The 19,008-nt window shown below is 71.6% G+C and carries 11 protein-coding genes; 10 read left to right on the forward strand and 1 reads right to left on the reverse strand.

Features of this window, described 5'->3' with window-relative positions; all coding sequences use genetic code 11:
- Positions 1-57: 57 nt before the first annotated feature.
- Positions 58-1,128 (reverse strand): NAD(P)-dependent alcohol dehydrogenase, encoded by a 1,071-nt coding sequence (locus Scani_RS29015; RefSeq protein WP_159480752.1) that lies wholly within the window; start codon positions 1,126-1,128, stop codon positions 58-60.
- Positions 1,129-1,310: 182 nt separating this feature from the next.
- Here Scani_RS29015 and Scani_RS29020 point away from each other — a divergent pair, with 182 nt between their 5' ends.
- The 10 genes from Scani_RS29020 to Scani_RS41845 all read left to right on the forward strand — a co-directional run bounded on the left by Scani_RS29020 (position 1,311) and on the right by Scani_RS41845 (position 18,977).
- The gene (locus Scani_RS29020) at positions 1,311-3,362 is read left to right on the forward strand and encodes a glycoside hydrolase (protein WP_159480753.1); all 2,052 of its coding nucleotides are present in this window, start codon (positions 1,311-1,313) and stop codon (positions 3,360-3,362) included.
- Positions 3,363-3,494: 132 nt separating this feature from the next.
- Positions 3,495-6,149, forward strand: a complete 2,655-nt coding sequence (nirB, locus tag Scani_RS29025) for a nitrite reductase large subunit NirB (protein ID WP_159480754.1) — start codon at positions 3,495-3,497, stop codon at positions 6,147-6,149.
- On the forward strand, positions 6,149-6,562 hold the full coding sequence (gene nirD / locus Scani_RS29030; protein ID WP_159480755.1) for a nitrite reductase small subunit NirD: 414 nt from the start codon (positions 6,149-6,151) through the stop codon (positions 6,560-6,562). Before nirB ends, nirD begins: the two co-directional genes overlap by 1 nt.
- Positions 6,563-6,676: 114 nt before the next feature.
- The gene (locus tag Scani_RS29035; protein ID WP_159480756.1) at positions 6,677-7,174 is read left to right on the forward strand and encodes an SRPBCC family protein; all 498 of its coding nucleotides are present in this window, start codon (positions 6,677-6,679) and stop codon (positions 7,172-7,174) included.
- Positions 7,175-7,377: 203 nt separating this feature from the next.
- Positions 7,378-7,683 carry an ArsR/SmtB family transcription factor gene (locus tag Scani_RS29040; RefSeq protein ID WP_030984596.1) on the forward strand — a complete coding sequence of 102 codons (306 nt, stop codon included), beginning with the start codon at positions 7,378-7,380 and terminating at the stop codon, positions 7,681-7,683.
- 102 nt (positions 7,684-7,785) lie between these two features.
- Positions 7,786-8,730 carry an oxidoreductase gene (locus Scani_RS29045; RefSeq protein ID WP_159480757.1) on the forward strand — a complete coding sequence of 315 codons (945 nt, stop codon included), beginning with the start codon at positions 7,786-7,788 and terminating at the stop codon, positions 8,728-8,730.
- Positions 8,731-8,957: 227 nt separating this feature from the next.
- On the forward strand, positions 8,958-9,767 hold the full coding sequence (locus tag Scani_RS29050) for a maleylpyruvate isomerase family mycothiol-dependent enzyme (RefSeq protein WP_246296206.1): 810 nt from the start codon (positions 8,958-8,960) through the stop codon (positions 9,765-9,767).
- Positions 9,768-9,869: 102 nt separating this feature from the next.
- Positions 9,870-10,238, forward strand: a complete 369-nt coding sequence (locus tag Scani_RS29055) for an SUKH-4 family immunity protein (RefSeq protein ID WP_159480758.1) — start codon at positions 9,870-9,872, stop codon at positions 10,236-10,238.
- A gap of 158 nt (positions 10,239-10,396) precedes the next feature.
- Positions 10,397-10,864, forward strand: coding sequence for a hypothetical protein (locus Scani_RS29060; protein WP_159482439.1), 468 nt, complete (start codon positions 10,397-10,399; stop codon positions 10,862-10,864).
- Positions 10,865-10,973: 109 nt separating this feature from the next.
- On the forward strand, positions 10,974-18,977 hold the full coding sequence (locus Scani_RS41845; protein WP_281392303.1) for a toxin glutamine deamidase domain-containing protein: 8,004 nt from the start codon (positions 10,974-10,976) through the stop codon (positions 18,975-18,977).
- The last annotated feature ends 31 nt before the right edge of the window (positions 18,978-19,008 follow it).

A 19,008-nucleotide genomic window follows, 5' to 3' on the forward strand; every position in this document is an offset into this window, starting at 1 on the left:
ATGAGCGCTGTTCCGTGAAGAGGCGCGCGAGCCATGCGCGCCACATACCGGTAATGCCTAGGCCCCGCCCGCGTCGAAGTGAATCAGCGGTTTGATGATTCCGTCCTCTTTCGAGGCCATCATCCGGAAGGCCCGCTCGATCTCGTCGAAGCGGAATGCGTGGGTGGTCATCGGCGTGGGGTCGATCTTCCCGTTCTCCATCAACCGGAAGATCCGCCGGAGCCATCCCCGGCCTCCGCGGTTGAACCCGGCGTAGACCTGCTTGTCGGACATGCCGTACCCGAAGGGCTCCAGCGGGATCTTCAGCGGCTCGTGCACCTCGCCGTGGTACCCGACATTGGAGATGCGGCCTCCCGGCTTCGTGACCCGGAAGGCCGCCTCCCAGGTCTGCGGGGTGCCGAGCGCCTCGATGGCGGCGTCGACACCCTGACCGTCCGTCAGCTCCATGATCCGCTCGACCGGATCGCACTGGGTGTGGTCGACGATCAGATCGGCGCCGAAGCGGCGGGCGAGTTCCTGACGGGCGGGAACGGACTCGACGGCGAGGATGAGGCCCGCGCCGCGGAGCCGGCAGCCGATCGTCGCCGACAGCCCCACCGCGCCCTGGGCGAAGATCGCGACGGTCTCGCCCAGGGCGAGTTCCGCGTGTTCGGCGGCGACGAACCCGGTGGAGAGCATGTCCGTGGCGTACAGGGCCTGGTGGTCGGAGAGCGCGGCCGGAATCGGGGCGAGGTTGGCCTCGGCGTTGTTGACCAGGAAGTACTCGGCCAGGTTGCCGTCCCGCTGGTTGGTGAATCTGGCGCCGCCCAGCATCCGTCCCTGGCACTGCGAGGAGAATCCGCGCTGGCAGGAGTCGCACTGGAAACAGGGCGTGATCCCGGCCACCGCGACGCGCTGGCCTTCGGCCAGCCCCTCGACGGCCGAGCCCAGCGCATGGACGACACCGACCGCCTCGTGCCCCAGCGTCACATCCGGGGCGACCGGCATCGCGCCCCGCATGGTGTGCACATCGGTGGTGCACACCATGGCCGCGGTGGTGCGCACGACCACGTCGGTGGGGCCGGGTTCGGGGACCGGCTTCTCGATGACGGCGACCTCACCGACCCTCCGGAGCACAAAAGCCCTCATGTCCTCGTTCTTCCCGCGGCGGAGGTCCGGCGGCGGTCGGGGCGGCATCTTCCGCCCGTTCGGCCGACTGTCCGTTGCGGGCGAGTGCCCCTTCGGCCGGCGCGGTGCGCCCGGCGTCGTCGGGCCGGCGCCCCGGGAAGCCTCTTAGAACTCTCTTAGTCCCCGTGACTATTCACTGACGTATGAAACCCCACCTCCCCAAGACCACGGGACGACGGCCCCGTGCCACCCGCGTTCTCGCCGCCTCCCTCGCGCTCACCGCGACCACCTTCGGCGTCGCCGGATGTGACAGCGCCGCCGCCGGCACCCTGGAGGGCAGCCGCCTCATGCTCCCCGTCGCCGGTGGCACGGCCGTCGTCGACACCGCCTCGCTGGCCGTGAACGCGCACACCGACGACGGGCGGCAGCTGGTGCTGTCCGCGCCGGCCGGCGGTGGCCTCGGGAAGCCGGGGCCGGTGACGCGTACGGCGGACGGGGCGCGCTGGAGCTACCCCGCCAAGGGGCTGAAGGTGACGGCGAGTTCGGAGCGCGGGCGGCTGCGGATCCGGCTGCGGGCGGACCGCGACGGGTCGGTCGACTGGCCGGTGACGGGTACCGACCGTGCCGCGTCCGCCGTCCAGTTGCCGCGCGGCGAGGGCCTGGACATCCCCGTACGGGACGCGTTCTGGAACGCCGGTTCCGAGAAGGGCGGACTGGGCGGCAGCACCCTCGACATGGGCGAGGCGCTGGCGCTCCCGCTGTGGGGGTACTCCATGGGCGGGTCCGGTGGGTCGAGCGGGTCGGGCGAGCCCGGCCGGCCCGGCGCTTCTGCCAGTGGCGGGCTGGGGGTCAGCTATCTGACGCCCACCGACCTCGGCACCTCGCTGCGCTTCACCTCCACCGGAGGCCGGCTGCGCACCACGGCCGCGCACGCCTTCGACGCCGGTGAGGGCACCCGCGACTACGACGTCTCGTTCTCCCTCACCGACGGCAACCCGGTCGCCCCCGCCGCCGACTACCGCTCCTACCTCTCCCAGCACGGCCAACTCGGCAGCCTGCGCAAGAAGATCGAGCGGAACCCGGCCAACGGCAAGCTGCTGGGCGCGTTCCACGCCTATGTGTGGGGCGACGCCCGGACCGCCGCCGGGGTGGACACGCTGAAGAAGCTGGGCGTGGACCGGATGTGGCTCGGCTACGACGCGGGCCCCGACCCGATGAACGCGCAGGCGGTGCGGGCCGCCAAGAAGGCGGGCTACCTCGTCGGCCCGTACGACACCTTCGCCAACGGGCAGGACCCGAAGACCGCCGACAGCCCCACCTCCGCCTGGCCGGGCCGGGTCTTCCCCGACTTCTGTGTCCGCAAGGCCGACGGCACCCCGGAGACGGGCTTCGGCAACCGCGGCTGCTACCTCAGCTCGCGCGCCTTCGAGAACGCCGAGCCGACGAAGCACTACCTCGCCGACCGCACCCGCTCGATGGTCGCCAACGGCGCGGACAGCTACTTCCTCGACGTGGACGCGACGGGAGAGCTGTTCCGCGACCACGGCACGGGCCATGAGATGACCAAGGCCGGCGACCGCGCGAACCGGCTGGCCCGGATGCGGCGGCTGTCGCAGCACCTCGTCCTCGGCTCGGAGGCCGCCCAGTCGTGGGCCAACAAGGTCCTGGCCTACGACCACGGCTCGGGCACCCCGGTCGACGACGGCCTGTGGAAGCTGGAGCGCGACAAGAAGACGTGGGGCGGCTACTACCCGGAGAAGGCCCCCGGCGCCTTCTTCAAGCCGGTGCGGCTGCCCCGCCGGATGGCCACCGCCATGTACGACCCCAGGTACCGCGCGCCGCTCTACGAGACCGCCCTGCACGGCTCGCTGGTCAATGTGGAGCGCTGGGAGCTGTCGTACGAGAAGCTGCCGGCCCAGAAGACCACCAGGGCGCTGCTGGCGATGCTCTACAACACCCCGCTCAACTACGCACTCGACGGCCCGACGATCGCCAAGAACGGGCCCGGGCTGGCCGCGCTGCAGAAGTACTTCTCGCCGCTGCACCGCGCCGCCGGTACCGAGCAGCTGACCTCGTTCCGGTGGCTGACCGCCGACCGCACGGTCCAGCGCACGGTCTTCGGCAACGGCAAGCTGACCGTGACCGCCAACTTCGGCACCAAGGCCGTGGGCGGGCTGCCGGGCGGCTGTGTGGACGCCGAACTGGCCGGCGACACGCAGCCGCGGCGGCTGTGCCCGGCGCAGTTGAACGGCTGAATGGTTGAACGACTGATCAGTCGGCGGGGCCGCCGCCCTCACACGGCGCCGGTTCCGCCCATGAGGGCAGCGTTCCGCACGGGAAACAGAGCAGATGCGGGCGGGTAACAGCCGGACCGCAGGCTGAGGAACATGACCTCGATGCCGCCGCACCCGGATGCCACGCCAGACGCCGCACCTGGCACCCCCACCTTCGTCCTCATCGGCCACGGCATGGTCGGCCAGCGCTTCCTGGAGGAGCTGGCCGACCGCGGTGTCACCGAGCGGGTACGGGTGGTCGTGCTGTGCGAGGAGCCCCGCCCGGCCTACGACCGCGTCCAGCTGACGTCGTACTTCGCCGGCCGCACCCCGGACGACCTGAGCCTCACCGATCCGGACTTCATGGCCCGGCACGGCATCGAACTGCACCTCGGCGACCCCGCCACGGCGCTGGACCGCACCACCCGTACGGTCACCGCCCGCTCCGGCCTGACCGTCCGCTACGACGCCCTGGTGCTGGCCACCGGCTCGTACCCGTTCGTGCCGCCGGTCCCGGGCAAGGACAGCGCGGGCTGTTTCGTCTACCGCACCATCGAGGACCTGCTCGCCATCGAGGAGTACGCCGAGAACGCCCGCACCGGTGTGGTGGTCGGCGGCGGACTGCTCGGCCTGGAGGCGGCCGGGGCGCTCAACGGGCTCGGGCTGCGCACCCACATCGTGGAGTTCAGCCCGCGGCTGATGGCCCTCCAGGTCGACGAGGGCGGCGGCCGGGCGCTGCGCCGCACCGTCGAGGGGATGGGGCTGGAGGTGCACACCGGCGTCGGCGGCAAGGAGATCGTCGCGGACGAGGCCGGTGCGGTGACCGCCATGGGCCTGTCCGACGACTCCCGTATCGACACCGACCTGGTCGTCTTCTCCGCCGGGGTCCGCCCCCGCGACCAGCTCGCCCGGGACTGCGGGCTGCCGGTCGGCGAGCGGGGCGGCATCGTCATCGACGAGCACTGCCGCACCGGCGACCCGGAGGTCTACGCGATCGGCGAGTGCGCGCTGGCCCCGGACGGCCGGGTCTACGGCCTGGTCGCCCCGGGCTACGACATGGCCCGGGTGACGGCCGAGGCCCTCGCCGCGCGGTTCGGCGGCGACACCGAAGCGTCCACCGTCTTCACCGGCGCGGACCTGTCCACCAAGCTGAAGCTGCTCGGCGTGGACGTCGCGTCCTTCGGCGATGCGCACGGCACCACCGACGGCTGCCTGGACGTGGTCTACGCCGACTCCCGCAGCGGCGTCTACAAGAAGCTGGTGATCGGCGCCGCGGGCGAGCTGCTCGGCGGGGTGCTGGTCGGTGACGCCGAGGCGTACGGGATGCTGCGGCCGCTGACCGGCACCGTTCCCCCGCTGGCGCCCGAGCAACTGGTGCTGCCCGCCGGGGTCGCGTCCGAGGGCGGCGGCGCGCTCGGCCCGTCCGCGCTGCCGGACGACGCGGTGCTGTGCAACTGCCACAACGTCACCAAGGGGACGGTGCGGGCCGCGGTCACCGAGCACTCCTGCGGCACCCTCCCCGAGGTCAAGAAGTGCACCAAGGCCGGCACGGGCTGCGGCAGTTGCGTCAAGTCGCTGACCGCCGTGATGAACGACGAACTGGCCGCGTCCGGCGTCACCCTCGACACCGGTCTGTGCGGCTGTTTCCCGCACACCCGCGCCGAGCTCTACGAGATCGTGCGGACGCTGCGGCTGACCTCCTTCGCCGCGCTGCTGGACTCGCACGGCCGCCCGGAGGCCAGGAACGGCGAGGGCTGCGAGATCTGCAAGCCCACGGTCGGCTCGATCCTCGCCTCCCTCGCGCCCAGCGTCGGCGCCGACGGCTATGTCCTCGACGGGGAGCAGGCCGCCCTCCAGGACACCAACGACCACTTCCTCGCCAACCTCCAGCGCAACGGCTCGTACTCGATCGTGCCGCGCATCCCCGGCGGGGAGATCACGCCGGAGAAGCTGATCGTGATCGGCGAGGTGGCCCGCGACTTCGGGCTCTACACCAAGATCACCGGCGGTCAGCGGATCGACCTGTTCGGCGCCCGGGTGGACCAGCTCCCGCAGGTGTGGGCCCGGCTGGTGGCGGCCGGCTTCGAGTCGGGGCACGCGTACGGCAAGGCACTGCGCACCGTGAAGTCGTGCGTCGGCCAGACCTGGTGCCGCTACGGCGTCCAGGACTCGGTCCGTATGGCCATCGAGCTGGAGCTGCGCTACCGGGGCCTGCGCTCCCCGCACAAGCTGAAGTCCGCGGTCTCCGGGTGTGCGCGGGAGTGCGCGGAGGCCCGGGGCAAGGACTTCGGCATCATCGCCACCTCCCAGGGCTGGAACCTGTACGTGGGCGGTAACGGCGGCGCGGACCCGCGCCATGCCGACCTGCTCGCCCAGGACCTCGACGACGCCGAGCTGATCCGCCTGATCGACCGCTTCCTGATGTTCTACATCCGCACCGCCGACCGCCTGGAGCGCACCTCCGCCTGGCTGGAGCGGATCGAGGGCGGCCTCGACCACGTACGGGACGTCGTCGTCCACGACTCCCTGGGGCTGTGCGACGAGTTGGAGGCCCTGATGGCCGCCCATGTCACCCACTACCGCGACGAGTGGGCCGAGACCCTCGCCGATCCCGAACGGCTGGCCCGCTTCGTCTCCTTCGTCAATGCGCCCGACGCGCCGGACCCGTCGGTCCGCTTCGTACCGGAGCGCGACCAGGTCAAGCCGGATCTGACGCTGCTGGCCGGGCCGACCCTGCCCGTTCGCACCCTGGAAGGGACCTTTGCCTGATGACCACTGCACTGAACCCGCTCACCCGCCCCGGGACCGCCGCCACGGCTGCCACGGCCACCCCGGCCGCCACGGTCGAGATCCGCTGCCCCCAGCAGGGCTGGGTCCCGGTGTGCACGCTGGACGACCTCACCCCGGGGCGCGGAGTCGCCGCACTCCTCCCGGACGGCACCCAGGCCGCCCTCTTCGTCGACCGCGCCGGGCAGGCGTACGCGATCGCCAACCGCGATCCGTTCACCGGCGCCCAGGTCCTCTCCCGTGGGCTGACCGGTTCGGCCGACGGCCGGGCGTTCGTGGCGTCACCGCTGCTCAAGCAGCGTTTCGACCTGGCTTCGGGGGGCTGCCTGGACGATCCGGAGGTCTCGGTGGCGGCCTATCCCGTACGGACGCGGGGCGGGGCGCGCGACTGCTGAGGCCCGGCCGCCCCGGGCCTTGAGCGCAACCCATCGGTTGCACCTCCTGCCGCTACATGCAACTCTTGGGTTGCACGTAAGGCCATCGGCTGGGCACGGCAGGAGGAGCACCCCATGAGCACCGACAGCAATCAGCACAAGGACAGCGACGCGGGCGGCACCCACGACCGCATCGAGCGGGAGATCAGCATCGCCGCCCCCGTGGAGCGCGTCTGGGCCGTGCTCACCGAACCGGAGCACGTCGGCTCGTGGTTCGGCCAGGGCGAGCCGACGCCGGTCGACCTGCGGCCGGGCGGCATCATGGAGCTCGACCACGGCGAGTACGGCCGGTTCCTGACCAAGATCGTGAAGGTGGACCCGCCGCACCACTTCTCCTACCGCTGGGCCGGCGCCCACCCCGGTGAGGTGGCGGTCGAGGGCAACTCCACCCTCGTCGAGTTCACCCTCACCCCGGAGGGCGACGGCACCCGGCTGCGCGTGGTGGAGACCGGCTTCGCCGGCCTGCGCATCCCCGAGGACCGCAGGAAGACCGCCGGGTACGAGAGCCACTGCGAAGGCTGGTCCGCCCAGGTGGAGAACATCCGGCGGTACACGGAGCAGCTCGCGGCATGAGGAGGGGCGGAGGAGTCGGTGCGAGCCCTGGCGGGGGCCCGGATGGGGGCGGGGGCGCCGGTCGGGGCTCGGGAGTCGGCGAGGGCTCGGGTGGGGGCTCGGGTGTTGGTCAGGGCTCGGGTCCGGGTGCGGGTTCGGGCGTGGGTCAGGGCTCGGCTTCGGGCGTGGGCCAGGACTCCGGGGCGGGTGCGGGCTCGGACGCGGTGGCGGAGGTGTTCTCCGCGCTGGCGGACCCGACCCGTCGCCGGATACTCGACGCCCTCGCCGCACACGGCGAGGCGACCGCCACGGTCCTGGCGGCCGAACTGCCGGTCAGCCGCCAGGCCATCGTCAAACACCTGGGGGTCCTGGACCGGGCGGGTCTGGTCGCCGGCCACCGGGAGGGCAGGGAGGCGCGCTACCGGGTCATACCGGAGCGGCTGGGGGTCACCGCCCGGTGGATGGACCGGGTGGCCGCCGCCTGGGACACCCGCCTCTCGGCGATCAAGCGCCTCGCCGAGGGCGAGTGACCCGGGGCACCCCTTCGCCACCCTCCGTCACCCTCTGCCCCTCTCCAGTCCCGGCCGCCCCACCCACGTACGCTGGTCGCCCCCGTACGGAGGAGCACAGGCGTGACCCGGTGGAACACCAGCCACATCCCCGACCAGACCGGCCGCTCGGCGGTCGTCACGGGCGCCAACAGCGGAATCGGCTACGCCACGGCACGTGAACTGGCCCGCCACGGCGCCCGCGTCCTGCTGGCCTGCCGCAACCAGGCGCGGGGCATGGCCGCCCTGGAGCGGCTGCGGTCCGAAGTCCCCACCGCCGAGGCCGAGTTCCGGCCGCTCGACCTGTCCGACCTGTCCTCCGTACGGGATTTCGCCGCCGCCCTCGATGACTTCGACGGCGACCGCCTCGACCTGCTCATCAACAACGCGGGCGTGATGGCGCTGCCGTACCGGACCACCGCCGACGGCTTCGAGATGCAGTTCGGCACCAACCACCTCGGCCACTTCGCGCTGACCGGACTGCTGCTGCCCAAGCTCCTCGCCACCCCCGGCGCCCGGATCGTCACCGTCTCCAGCATGCTGCACGCCCTCGCCGACCTCGACTACAGCGACCTCAACAGCGCGCGCTCCTACCGCCGCTGGATCGCCTACGGCCGCTCCAAGAGCGCCAACCTCCTCTTCACCCACGAGCTGACCCGGCGGCTGGCCGCGGCCGGTTCGCAGGTCGTCGCGGCCTCCGCGCACCCCGGATACGCCGCCACCAACCTCGCGACGGCGGGCGTCCGCATGGAGGGCCGCACCTCCACCGAGCGCATGGTCGGCCTGGTCAACCGCGCGCTCGCCCAGCCCCCGGCCGGCGGCGCCCTGGGCACCCTCTGCGCGGCCACCGCCCCGCACATGCGGCCGGACTCCTTCGTCGGCCCGCGCAGCGGACTGCGCGGCGCCCCCGCCCAGTGCTTCCGCGCCCCCTGGACCAAGAACGCCGCGAACGCCGAGCGCCTGTGGGCCGCCTCGGAGGAGCTCACCGACGTCCACTACGACTTCTCGCGGCCGACGGCGGCTTTCTGACGCGTACGGCGGGGAGAGATCCGCAGGGGCGCGCGAGCGATGAGGGCACGCACGGCGGGCCGGCGGACTGACGGGCCGGCGGGCCGGCGGGCCGGCGGGCCGGCGGGCCGGCGCGATCGTGCCGGCCCGCGAGGCAGGCCGCCGGCCGCGCGTACGCGTTCCCCGGAGAAGGGCGCGCCCACTCGTGGTGACGCTCCGTTGTCAGTGGGGCGTCCTACCGTGAGGACATGACCTCCGCAAAGCCCGCCATGGATTACGACGGTCACTGTGCCGCCCTCGTCGACCAGGCCGTACTACTGGCGTCCTGCCTCACGGAGCAGGACGCCGACCTGACGACCACCGTCCCCTCCTGCCCCGACTGGAACCTCGCCCAGCTGCTCCGCCACCTGGGCGAGGCCCATCGCTGGGTCGAGGGCCTCGTGCGGACCCGGGCGACCGAGCCCCCGCCCGACAATGCCCTCCGCGTCCTCCCCCGCGACATCCACCAGTCCCCCGCCGATGTCGCCTCCTGGCTCACCGAAGGCGCCCGGCGCCTCGCGGACACGCTGCGCACCGCGGGCCCCGATATCCGGATCTGGACCCCGCTCCCCTCCGGCTCCCCACGCTTCTTCGCCCGCCGCATGGCCCACGAGACAGTCATGCACCGAGCCGATGTGACACTCGCCCTCGGCGGTGACTTCACCGTCGACCAGCGCATCGCCCTCGACACCCTCGACGAGTGGATGGAACTCGGCTCCCTGCCCGAGATGTTCGACTTCCACCCCGACCGCCGCACACTCCTCGGCCCCGGCCGCACCCTCCACTTCCACGCCACGGACACCCCACCGGAAGCATCCGCCGACTGGATCGTGGACCTCACCGGCGACACCCTGGCCTGGCGCCGCGCCCAGGAACCGGCCGCCGTCTCCGTCCGCGCCCCCCTGACGGACCTCTTGCTCCTCATCTACGGCCGCACCCCCGCCGACGGCGGCACCTTCGACATCACCGGCGACGCGGAGCTGCTGGAGTTCTGGCTGGCACGGGTGCTGTTCGGGTGAGCGGGAGCGTTCGTGGGGGGGCGGAGAAGAACCAACCGGGCCGCCACGGCGTGAGCTAGGTTGACCGTCACCCACAAGAACCAGCCCCGAGGAGCCAGCACCATGACCGATTCCGACCGTCCGGGCAGCACTCCCGGCCTGCCCCCCACGCCGCCGCCGCTCCCTCCGCGGACCGGCCCGCAGCCCGTTCCGACGAACGAGGCCGAGGCGCTGGAGATCGGCCGGAATCACTTCCCCGAGGTCGGCTCACCGGGCGGACCGGTTGCGCTGTACGTCCATGAATTCGACATCGGCTACCTGATCCACGCGGGCTGGCCGCCCGCCGAGGACCCCACCGCCCCTCCCGCGGACCCCGGTGGAAGCAATGTCGTGATCTCCAAGATCGACGGCGAAGTGACCTCCCTGCCCAACTTCCCGCCCGAGTCGGCCGTCGAGCTCTACCACGACCTCCGGAACCGAAGCGCCAACTGAGCCCCGGCCGAAGCTCCCCCGCTACGTGGATGGGGACCCACCACTGCATCTGGCGGGCTGTCAACACGAGGAGCTAAGCTTTGGCTTGAATCTTTCATTGGCTAGCCATTACCAACACGGGGGACGTTGTGGCCGGAGCTGGCGGATTCCAGACCGATGTGGAAAGCCTCAAGGCTGAGGGAACGAACTTCGTCAAGCTCGGCGAGGACTTCTACTCCTCGGTGGCGCGGCTGATGGACGGCCTGCACGCGCTGGGGGCGGGGCCGCCCAGCAACGGGCAGGAAGCGGCGCCGCCGGAGAAGTCGTTCGGCCAGCAGTTCATGAGCGGTCTGACGACGTTCGACAGCAAGGACGGCGCCCCGCCGTGGGGGGATGACGACCTCGGCGAGAAGTTCGGCGTCGTCTACGAGGGTGTGCGCGACGGCATGAACGAGTCGATGGGCCACCTCTCCTCGAAGCTCCAGGAGATCGGCAAGGCGTTGACGTCGATGTCCAGGAACCACGCGGAGAACGAGGACTTCAACGACTCGCTCATGAAGCAGCACGTCGACAACCCGCAGGCCTGGCAGGACCCGACGGCCCAGGACGAGGTCGTCCGTACGTCGTGGCGACCCGCACAGCACTGATTCCGCCTGCCGGCTGCGAAGCCTCTGACGCGGTGGCCGCTCTGCGCGCACCGCATCCGCCACACGCCTGAATGCACGTTTTCCACGGGGGAGCTCCATCGTGTCTGTCATGCTGCCGGATCCTCTTGAGTGGGTCCTGGAGATGCTCGGCTTCAACTGGCCGACCGCAGACGAGGACAAACTGATCGAATGCGCCCAGGTCTGGCGGACATTCGCGGCGGAGGTCGAAGGACACCAGTCCCGCGGCAACACCTACGCGAGCAATGTGCTCGGGGAGAACTCCGGCGACGCCATCGAGGGCTTCAGCAAGGCCTGGGAGAAGTTCTCCGGCGGCTCGGGGTACTTCCACGATGCCGCGCAGGCGGCCGAGGTCCTCGCCTTCACCTTCGAGGCCGCCGCCACGCTGGTCATCGGCATGAAGATCGCCGTGATCGTCCAATTGGCGATCCTGGCCGCCGAAATCATCGCGGCGCAGGCCGCGGCCCCGTTCACGCTCGGCTTGTCCGAGATCGGTGGCGCGGCCGCCACGCTCGCGACCCGTGAGATGGTCCGCAAGATCCTCAAGGAAGTCGCCAAGCAGGTCCTCGACGCGATCATGGAGGCCGCCAAGGAGCCGGTGATCTCCGCGCTGGAGGCCATGGCCTCCGACCTCATCGCGCAGACCGTCAACCAGAACTTCGGCGCCCAGAACGGTTACAACGTCGGACGGACCCTCAAGGAGGGCCAGAGCGCCGCCACCGACGCCATCAAGAACACCGGCGAATCCCTCGGCGAGAGCCTGCGCGACGGCGCCGGCCACCGCGCGGGCCACCACGCCCGCGGCGGGCTGGACCACGCGGCCGGGCGCGGCGGCGAACACGGGGACGGCGGCGAGGACAGCGGCGGCTCCAGCAGCTCGGACAGCGGTTCCGGCAGCAACTCCGGCAGTGGCTCGCGCAGCGGCAGCGGGGACGGCGGCGGGTCAGGGTCCGGCGACGGTTCGGGGTCCGGCGACGGTTCGGGCAGCGGGTCGTCGTCCGACGGCGGCTCCGGGAGCAACTCGGCCAGTGGGTCGGGCTCCAACGGCGGCTCCGGGGACAGCTCGGGCAGCGGCTCCGACGGCGGCGGTTCCTCCAGCACCTCCAACGACTCCAGCGGCGGCAGCGGCAACCGCGGAGGCTCGGACGGCGGCGGGTCCGCCACCCACAGCCCCCGCGCCTCGGACAACGCGGGCGCGGGGACCAACCCGTCCTCCTCCGACAGCTCCTCCCACGGCTCCGACCCTGCGCACCGCGTCCCCGATGCGCAGCCCCTGCCGCCCCCGGCGCAGCGCTCCCCCTTCGACGAGGGCTTCCAGGGCGGCAACGACAGCCCCTACGCGGGCTCCCCCACCCACGATGCCGGGCACACCCCGGACAGCGGACCCACCCCCGACTCGGGCCCCACGCCTGACGCCTCCCGCCCGGACTCGGACACACCGAGCACCCAGCCGACGCCCGACCACACCACCCCGGACGCGGCCCGCCCCGACCCCGATGCGGTCAGCACCCAACCCGCGCCCGACCACACCCCCGACGCGGCCCGCCCGGACGCGGATTCCGTCAGCACCCAGCCCGCCCGGGACAACACCCCTGACTTCGCCCGCCCGGACGCGGACGGCTTCAGCACCCAGCCGACGCCCGACCACACGCCCGAGGCAGCGCGCCCCGACGCGGACGCGGTCAGCACCCAACCGGCCCACGACAACTCCCCGGACGGGGCCCGCCCCGCCCCCGCGCCGGACCACTCCCCCCAGCAGGGCAGTCCGTCCCACCCCGACGCACCCCAGGCGGACGGCCCTTCCCACCCCGACGCCTCCCAGCCGTCTCCGGCCCCCGCACCGCCCTTGGATCCCGTAGCGGGCAACCCGCCCTCCTACGGCGACAGCCCGCAGGGCTCCCACGACGGAACCGGCAACGGCAACGGCGCTCACAACGGGGACGCCTCCACCACCGGTGGCGGCCGCCCCTCGATGCCGCACGTCGGCGCCCCGCCCCAGGGCGCCCCCGTACAGCACACGCCGTCGACCGGCCAGCCCATCCAGCAGCGTGACCCGGCGCCCGGCGACCCCATGCCCACCGTGGACGACGCCGACGACACCACCGTCACCACCCAGTCCGCGGGCACGGCGACCCTGCCCCCGCCCACCCAGCACGCCCCCGACGCCGGCGCGTCCGCCACCCCCGCGCCCCAGCAGTCCCAGCCCAACAACCCCCAGGCCAACGGGCCGATGATGATGGGCGCCGTGCCGCCCCAGGGCGGTCCCGGCGCCACCGCGCCCCGCGGCGGGACGACGCCGCCCGCCGGTAACGGCAACGCGTCCGCCCGCCCCACCAACCGCCGCCCCGACGGTTCCCAGGCGATCCGCGACGTCACCCAGCAGCCCACCCCGGACCGCCCCGCCTACAACCCGCGTCTCGACGGCCCCCGCAGGGAACAGACCTCGGCCCCGTACAACCCCCGTCTGGACGGCCCCCGCCGCGACGCCCCCGGCACACCTCCCGGCGACAACCGCCGCCCCGACGGCTCGCAGGTCGTCCACGACCACACCCAGCAGCCGACCCCCGAGCGCCCCCCGCACAACCCCCGCCTCGACGGGCCCCTCCGCGACACCGACTCCCACCCCGACAACACCGGTCCCACCCGCCCGGACACCCCGGGTCAGGGCGACGGCCGACAGCAGCACCCCCAGCAGGACCGGCCGGCCTCGCACCAGGAGGGCACCCGTCCGGACGGGACACGGCCCGAGGGCCCCCGCCCGGAGGGAACGCGTCCCGACGGCAACCGGCCCGACAGCACGCGCCCCGACGGCTCCGGCCCCGATGCCACCCGGCCCGATTCGACACGTCCCGATTCGACACACCCTGATACGCCCCGTCCCGACGGCAACCGCCCTGACGGAACCCGGCCCGACGGCGCCCGCCCGGTCACTCCCCGCCCGGACGCCACGCAGCAGCCTCGACCCGCCCGTTCGGATCGCGCCCAGGACGACGGTCCCGAGCAGGCCCCGTCGCGCCCTGCTGCCCAGGCTCCCGGGGCGCCGAACCCCCATCTCCCGCACCAGAACCCACAGCCGCAGCAGCAGCCGACTCCTCAACAGCAGCCACAGCACCAGTCGCAACCCACGCTCCAGAGCACCACGCCCACCCAGCAGCAGAACCCTCAGCAGCAGAACCCCCAACAGCACCAGCCACAGAATCAACAGCAGCAACAGCAACAGCCCGCACCGCACCAGCAGCAGGCTCCGCCCCAGTCGGCTCCCCACCAGCAGCACGCGCCACAGCACCAGAGCCCCGGCCAGCCCCAGCCCACTCCGGACCAGCACCAGCCGCCGGTCGCGCAGCCCTCGAACCTGCGGAGCCACACCGACGTGCGGGTCGGTCTCAACATCCAGCCCAGCGGCCTGTACTCGCCGTTCCCGCACGACCAGCAGGCGCTGGTGGCGAGCTTCCCGCGCAACCCGGACGGCACTCCGCGGGCTTTCAACGACCCGTTCCAGCCCTGGGCCCAGCTTCAGAACGACGGCGGCCCCACCGTCCTCGGCCGCTCCAACAACTGCGCCGACTGCACCCGCTCCTTCATGGAGTCCTGGTACGGCAACCCGCAGGTGTCCGCCGTCCGCACCTACGATCCGGACGGCAAGGGCGGCATCGACCGCGCGTCCGGGGAGCACGACGGCACCCGCAACATCGAGGAGTACACGGGAGCCAAGTTCCGTAACTCCGGGCCGAATTCCCAGGACGGCTACACCCGAATAGCCGACGACCTCCGCGCGGCGGGGCCCGGCGCGGCCGCAGCGGTGCTGGTCACCTGGCCGGACAGGCCCGACGGCAGCTCCGGCGGCGCGCACGTCTTCAATGCCGTCAACCACGACGGCACTGTGGTCTGGGTCGACAGCCAGACCGGCAAGGTCAGCGACCAGCCCATCAACACCCAGGCCAAGGGTGTCTGGCACCTCGTTCTGGACGCCAACCGCCAGCCGTTCGACCCTGCCACGGCCCAGAGCCAGACCCCGCAGCAGCAGAACCCGCAGAACCAGCAAAACCAGGCCCAGCCCCAGCAGAACCAGCAGCAAGCCCAGCAACAGGCACAGCAACAGGCCCAAGCCCAAGCTCAGCAGCAGGCCCAGGCACAGGCGCAGGCCCAGCAACAGGCTCAGCAGCAAGCCCAGGCCCAGGCGCAGGCCCAGCAACAGGCTCAGCAGCAGGCCCAGGCCCAGCAGAACCAGCAACAGGCTCAAGCCCAGGCACAGGCACAACAGCAGGCCCAAGCGCAGGCACAGGCACAGGCACAGGCACAGGCACAGGCACAGGCACAACAGCAGGCCCAAGCGCAGGCACAGGCACAGGCTCAACAGCAGCCCAACCCGTACGCACAACAGCAGCCCGGCCCGTACGCACAACAGTCGCCGCAGCAGCAGCCCCACCCGCAGCAACAGCCGAACCCCTACACGCAGCCGCAGCACCAGCCCGGCCCGCACGCTCAGCCCCACCAACAGCAGAACCCGTACGCCCAGCAGCCGCATCAGCCACAGCCCAACCCGCAACAGCAGCCGGGTCCGTACGCACAACAGCAGCCCCACACACAGCAGCCTGGTCCCTATCAGCAGCCGCACCAACAGCAGCAGCAGCCCGGGCCGTACCAGCAACCCCAGCAGCAGCAGCCAGGCCCCTACGCCCAGCAGCCGCACCAACAGCCCAACCCGTACCAGCAGCAGCCGCAGCCGCAGCCGCAGCCGCAGCAGCCGAACCCGTACACCCCGCAGCAGTCCCAGCCGAACCCATACACCCAGCAGCAGCAACCGCAACCGCAACCGCAACAACCTGGGCCCTACCAGCAACCCCAGCAACAGCAGCCGGGGCCGTACGCCCAGCCACAGCCGCACCAGCAGCAGAACCCGTACACCCAGCAACCGCAGCAGCAACAACCCGGCCCCTACGCCCAGCCGCATCAGCAACAGCCGGGCCCGTACACGCAACAGCCCTACCAACAACCCCAGAACCACAACCCGTATCAGCAGCAACCTCAGCCGCAGGCCCCGTACACCCCACAGCAACCTCAGCCGCCTCACCCGTCCGCAGCGGCCACCACCGCTGACGGTGCCTCGCCCAGCCCGTCCGCCACGCCCCCGGCCCAGCGCACCGGGCCGGACGCGAACGGCACCACCCCGCCCGGCGACCCGGATCGGCGTGACCAGCCCCGGACGGCAACGGACGACCGGCCCGCCGGCCGGCCGGGCGCGCCTCGTCACCCGGGTTCCGACGACGGGAACGCGCAGCCGTACGACGCTGACGCACCGCACGATCAGGACACCGGCGATCCCTCCACGGACCCCGGGGAGCAGAGCGACAACCCTCTCTCCGAGGAGTCACCCGAGGATCACCACGACGAGTACTACGCCCCGAGCTTCGACGATCTCCGCAACGAGCTCCTGGAGGGGGACGGTGGACTCCTCCCACCCGACCCCCACGACCAGCAGGCGCTCGAGGACGCGATACCGCGTGACGAGGACGGCTACTTCGAGCGGTTCCCCGACCCGTACGGCACCTGGGCCGACCTCCAGAACGACGGCGGCATCAACGAACCGGGCCGGGACGACAACTGCGCCGACTGCGGCCGGTCGTTCCTGGAGACCTGGTACGGAAATCCGCAGGTTTCCGCGCCGCGGATGGAAGACGGCGGCTTCGGCGAGAGGGGCGGCGAGGACAACATCGAGCGATGGCTCGGTACGGAGTTCCAGGAGGCGGGCGAGGGCGCCGATGCGTACCTGAACATCGCCGAGGAGCTTCGGCAGGCCGGACACGGCGCGGCATCCATCGTCTGGGTCGGCTATCTCAACGACGACGGAAGCCCCGGCACCTCCCACATCTTCAATGCGGTCAACTACAACGGGACCGTCGTGTGGGTGGACACCCAGTCGCGAGAGGTGATGAGCCGCCCGATCAACACCGCGTACGCGGGCCCGGTCCTGCACATCTCGCTGGATGCCGACGCAAGGCCGCTGCACGCGCCGAGCACGCCCGAGGCCGAGGGACATCCTTCGGACGACGACGCCACCTACTCCGACCCCGGCGGCCGACGAGACCAGCCTCACGACACGAACCCCTCCGGCGAAGGCGATGCCCCCGCCGAACACCCGCCCGCGGAGGCACAGTCGGAACCGGCCTCGGAGTCGGACCCGGACCGGGACCCGGCCTCGGACCCGGAGCCGAACCCGGCCTCGGACCCGGCCTCGGCCCCGGAGTCGCACCCGGACTCCGAGCCGGCGCACTCCGCCGCGGACACGCGTCCCCGGACGGACCCCGGCGGCATCCTCGACCCCGACCCGGCGCAGCAGCAGGATCTGGAGAACAGTGTTCCGCGCACCCCGGACGGCGTCGCCCAGCCCCACCCGGACCCGAACGAGGGGAACTGGACCGACTTCATCAACCAGCCCGGTGCGGACACTCCGGGCCGCAGCAACAACTGCGTCGACGTAGCCCTGTCCACTGCGGACACCTACGCCGGCACCCCCACCGCGGCGGGCGCTCGCACCCCCGACGGCACTCCGGACGGTGTGACGTCCGACCGTGGCGAAGCGGGCGGCCGGGACCGGATGGAGAACGCGCTCGGCGCTCGCTTCACCGACTTCGGCAATGGCCGGCGGGCCTTCGACGGCATCGAGAGCACCCTCCGCGATGCCGGTCACGGCTCCCAGGCCGTGATCGTGACGCAGGGGGCCGACGGCCGTGCGCACGCCTGGAACGTCGTCAACCACCACGACCGGATCACCTACATCGACGCCCAGACGGGGCGCCGCAGCGACACACCGCTCCACAGCGGCGATCACGGCGTCTTCGCGGTGCCTCTCGACGCCGCCCGGCGCCCCCTTGCCGACTCCCGCCCCACCTCCTCGGGCCCCCACCCGGCCGCTACGCCCGCCCGTCCGCACCACAACGCCGGCACCCGCCCCGCGGCACACACCGCGCCGCCCGGCAGCAGACCCGCAGCGTCCGCTCCGCCGTCCGTCAGCACTCGCCGCCCCAGTGCCAACCCTGCCGGGGCCCCGGCAAGCCTCATCCCGCACCCCGATGATGCGCATCCCCGGCTGGAACGTGAGGGTCCGCAACACCTCCGCAGCGGCCTGCCCGCCGATGCGGCACAGCAACGGGTGCGTGAGAGCAACCCTGTCTTCCGTCTCGTCCCCGGAGCCGTCGACCAGCAGTTGAGCGACTGGGCCAAGGGCGGTCAACTCGCTCATGTCCTGCGTGTGGCCACCGGGCAGGATTCCGATCCGCACGCCGCCGCACACAAGCCGACGACATTCACCACCGACGGCCTCAACAAGGCCCTCCCGGGATTCGCCGATTTGAACCGCGGCGAGAAGATGATGGTCATCTCGACGCTGGCTCGCCTCAGTCATACGGCTCACGAGCAGTACGGCGTGAACGGGAATCCCATCGATACCGGGAAAGAATCCGAAGGCGCCCTCAAGCACAAGGAAATCGGCGTCAAGGCCAAGAAGCTCATGGACAAACTGGGGCTCAAACATCTCGGCGACGCCGGGCACATCCCCGATCTGAGCAACCGGAACTACGCCGTCATCGAGCTGGATGGCCCGCACGGCATCGAGTACGTGGTGGACTCTTCGTACCCGAACAAAAAGGGAGTCGGCGGAAAGCACTCCGAACGCCACCTCTACGACTGGATCGCCGAGGTCAACGAGGCGAGCGGCCCCCATTACAAGATTTCCGCCCTGTACACCGAGCGGGAGCCGTGCGGCGACAAGAAGGGCGGCCTCAGCAGTTCCAACTGCTCGGATCTGCTGAGCAAGGAACTGGCCGGCGTGCCCATCTACTACAGCACCACCTACCGCGCCGATCAGGCCCAGGAAGCCAACAGAAGCAACCGCAGGGAGGCTTTGTACGCGGCCCGGCGCGCAAAGCTGGGACTGGAGCCGAACCAGGCCCTGCCCGAAGAGGCGAAGAAGAAGATTAATTCTCAGGTAAGGCGCGAGTTCCCGAAGACCGACGCCGAAAAAGAGCGCGACAAGGAAATGAACGATCACGTCAAGAAGGTGGAATCCCTGTGGTCCCTCATAGGGCACCAGCTGTAGAGTTCGACGGAACGAGAAATCTCTCCCACGA

The organism is Streptomyces caniferus (assembly GCF_009811555.1).
Taxonomy (GTDB): Bacteria; Actinomycetota; Actinomycetes; order Streptomycetales; family Streptomycetaceae; genus Streptomyces; species Streptomyces caniferus.

What these genes read in the sequence shown, in the direction of transcription:
- Scani_RS29035 (WP_159480756.1), top strand. Translation starts at nt 6,677, where the DNA reads ATGAGCACCGACAGCAATCAGCACAAGGACAGCGACGCGGGCGGCACC.
- nirD (WP_159480755.1), top strand. Translation starts at nt 6,149, where the DNA reads ATGACCACTGCACTGAACCCGCTCACCCGCCCCGGGACCGCCGCCACG.
- Scani_RS29015 (WP_159480752.1), bottom strand. Translation starts at nt 1,128, where the DNA reads ATGAGGGCTTTTGTGCTCCGGAGGGTCGGTGAGGTCGCCGTCATCGAG.
- Scani_RS41845 (WP_281392303.1), top strand. Translation starts at nt 10,974, where the DNA reads ATGCTGCCGGATCCTCTTGAGTGGGTCCTGGAGATGCTCGGCTTCAAC.
- Scani_RS29020 (WP_159480753.1), top strand. Translation starts at nt 1,311, where the DNA reads ATGAAACCCCACCTCCCCAAGACCACGGGACGACGGCCCCGTGCCACC.
- Scani_RS29050 (WP_246296206.1), top strand. Translation starts at nt 8,958, where the DNA reads ATGACCTCCGCAAAGCCCGCCATGGATTACGACGGTCACTGTGCCGCC.
- nirB (WP_159480754.1), top strand. Translation starts at nt 3,495, where the DNA reads ATGACCTCGATGCCGCCGCACCCGGATGCCACGCCAGACGCCGCACCT.
- Scani_RS29055 (WP_159480758.1), top strand. Translation starts at nt 9,870, where the DNA reads ATGACCGATTCCGACCGTCCGGGCAGCACTCCCGGCCTGCCCCCCACG.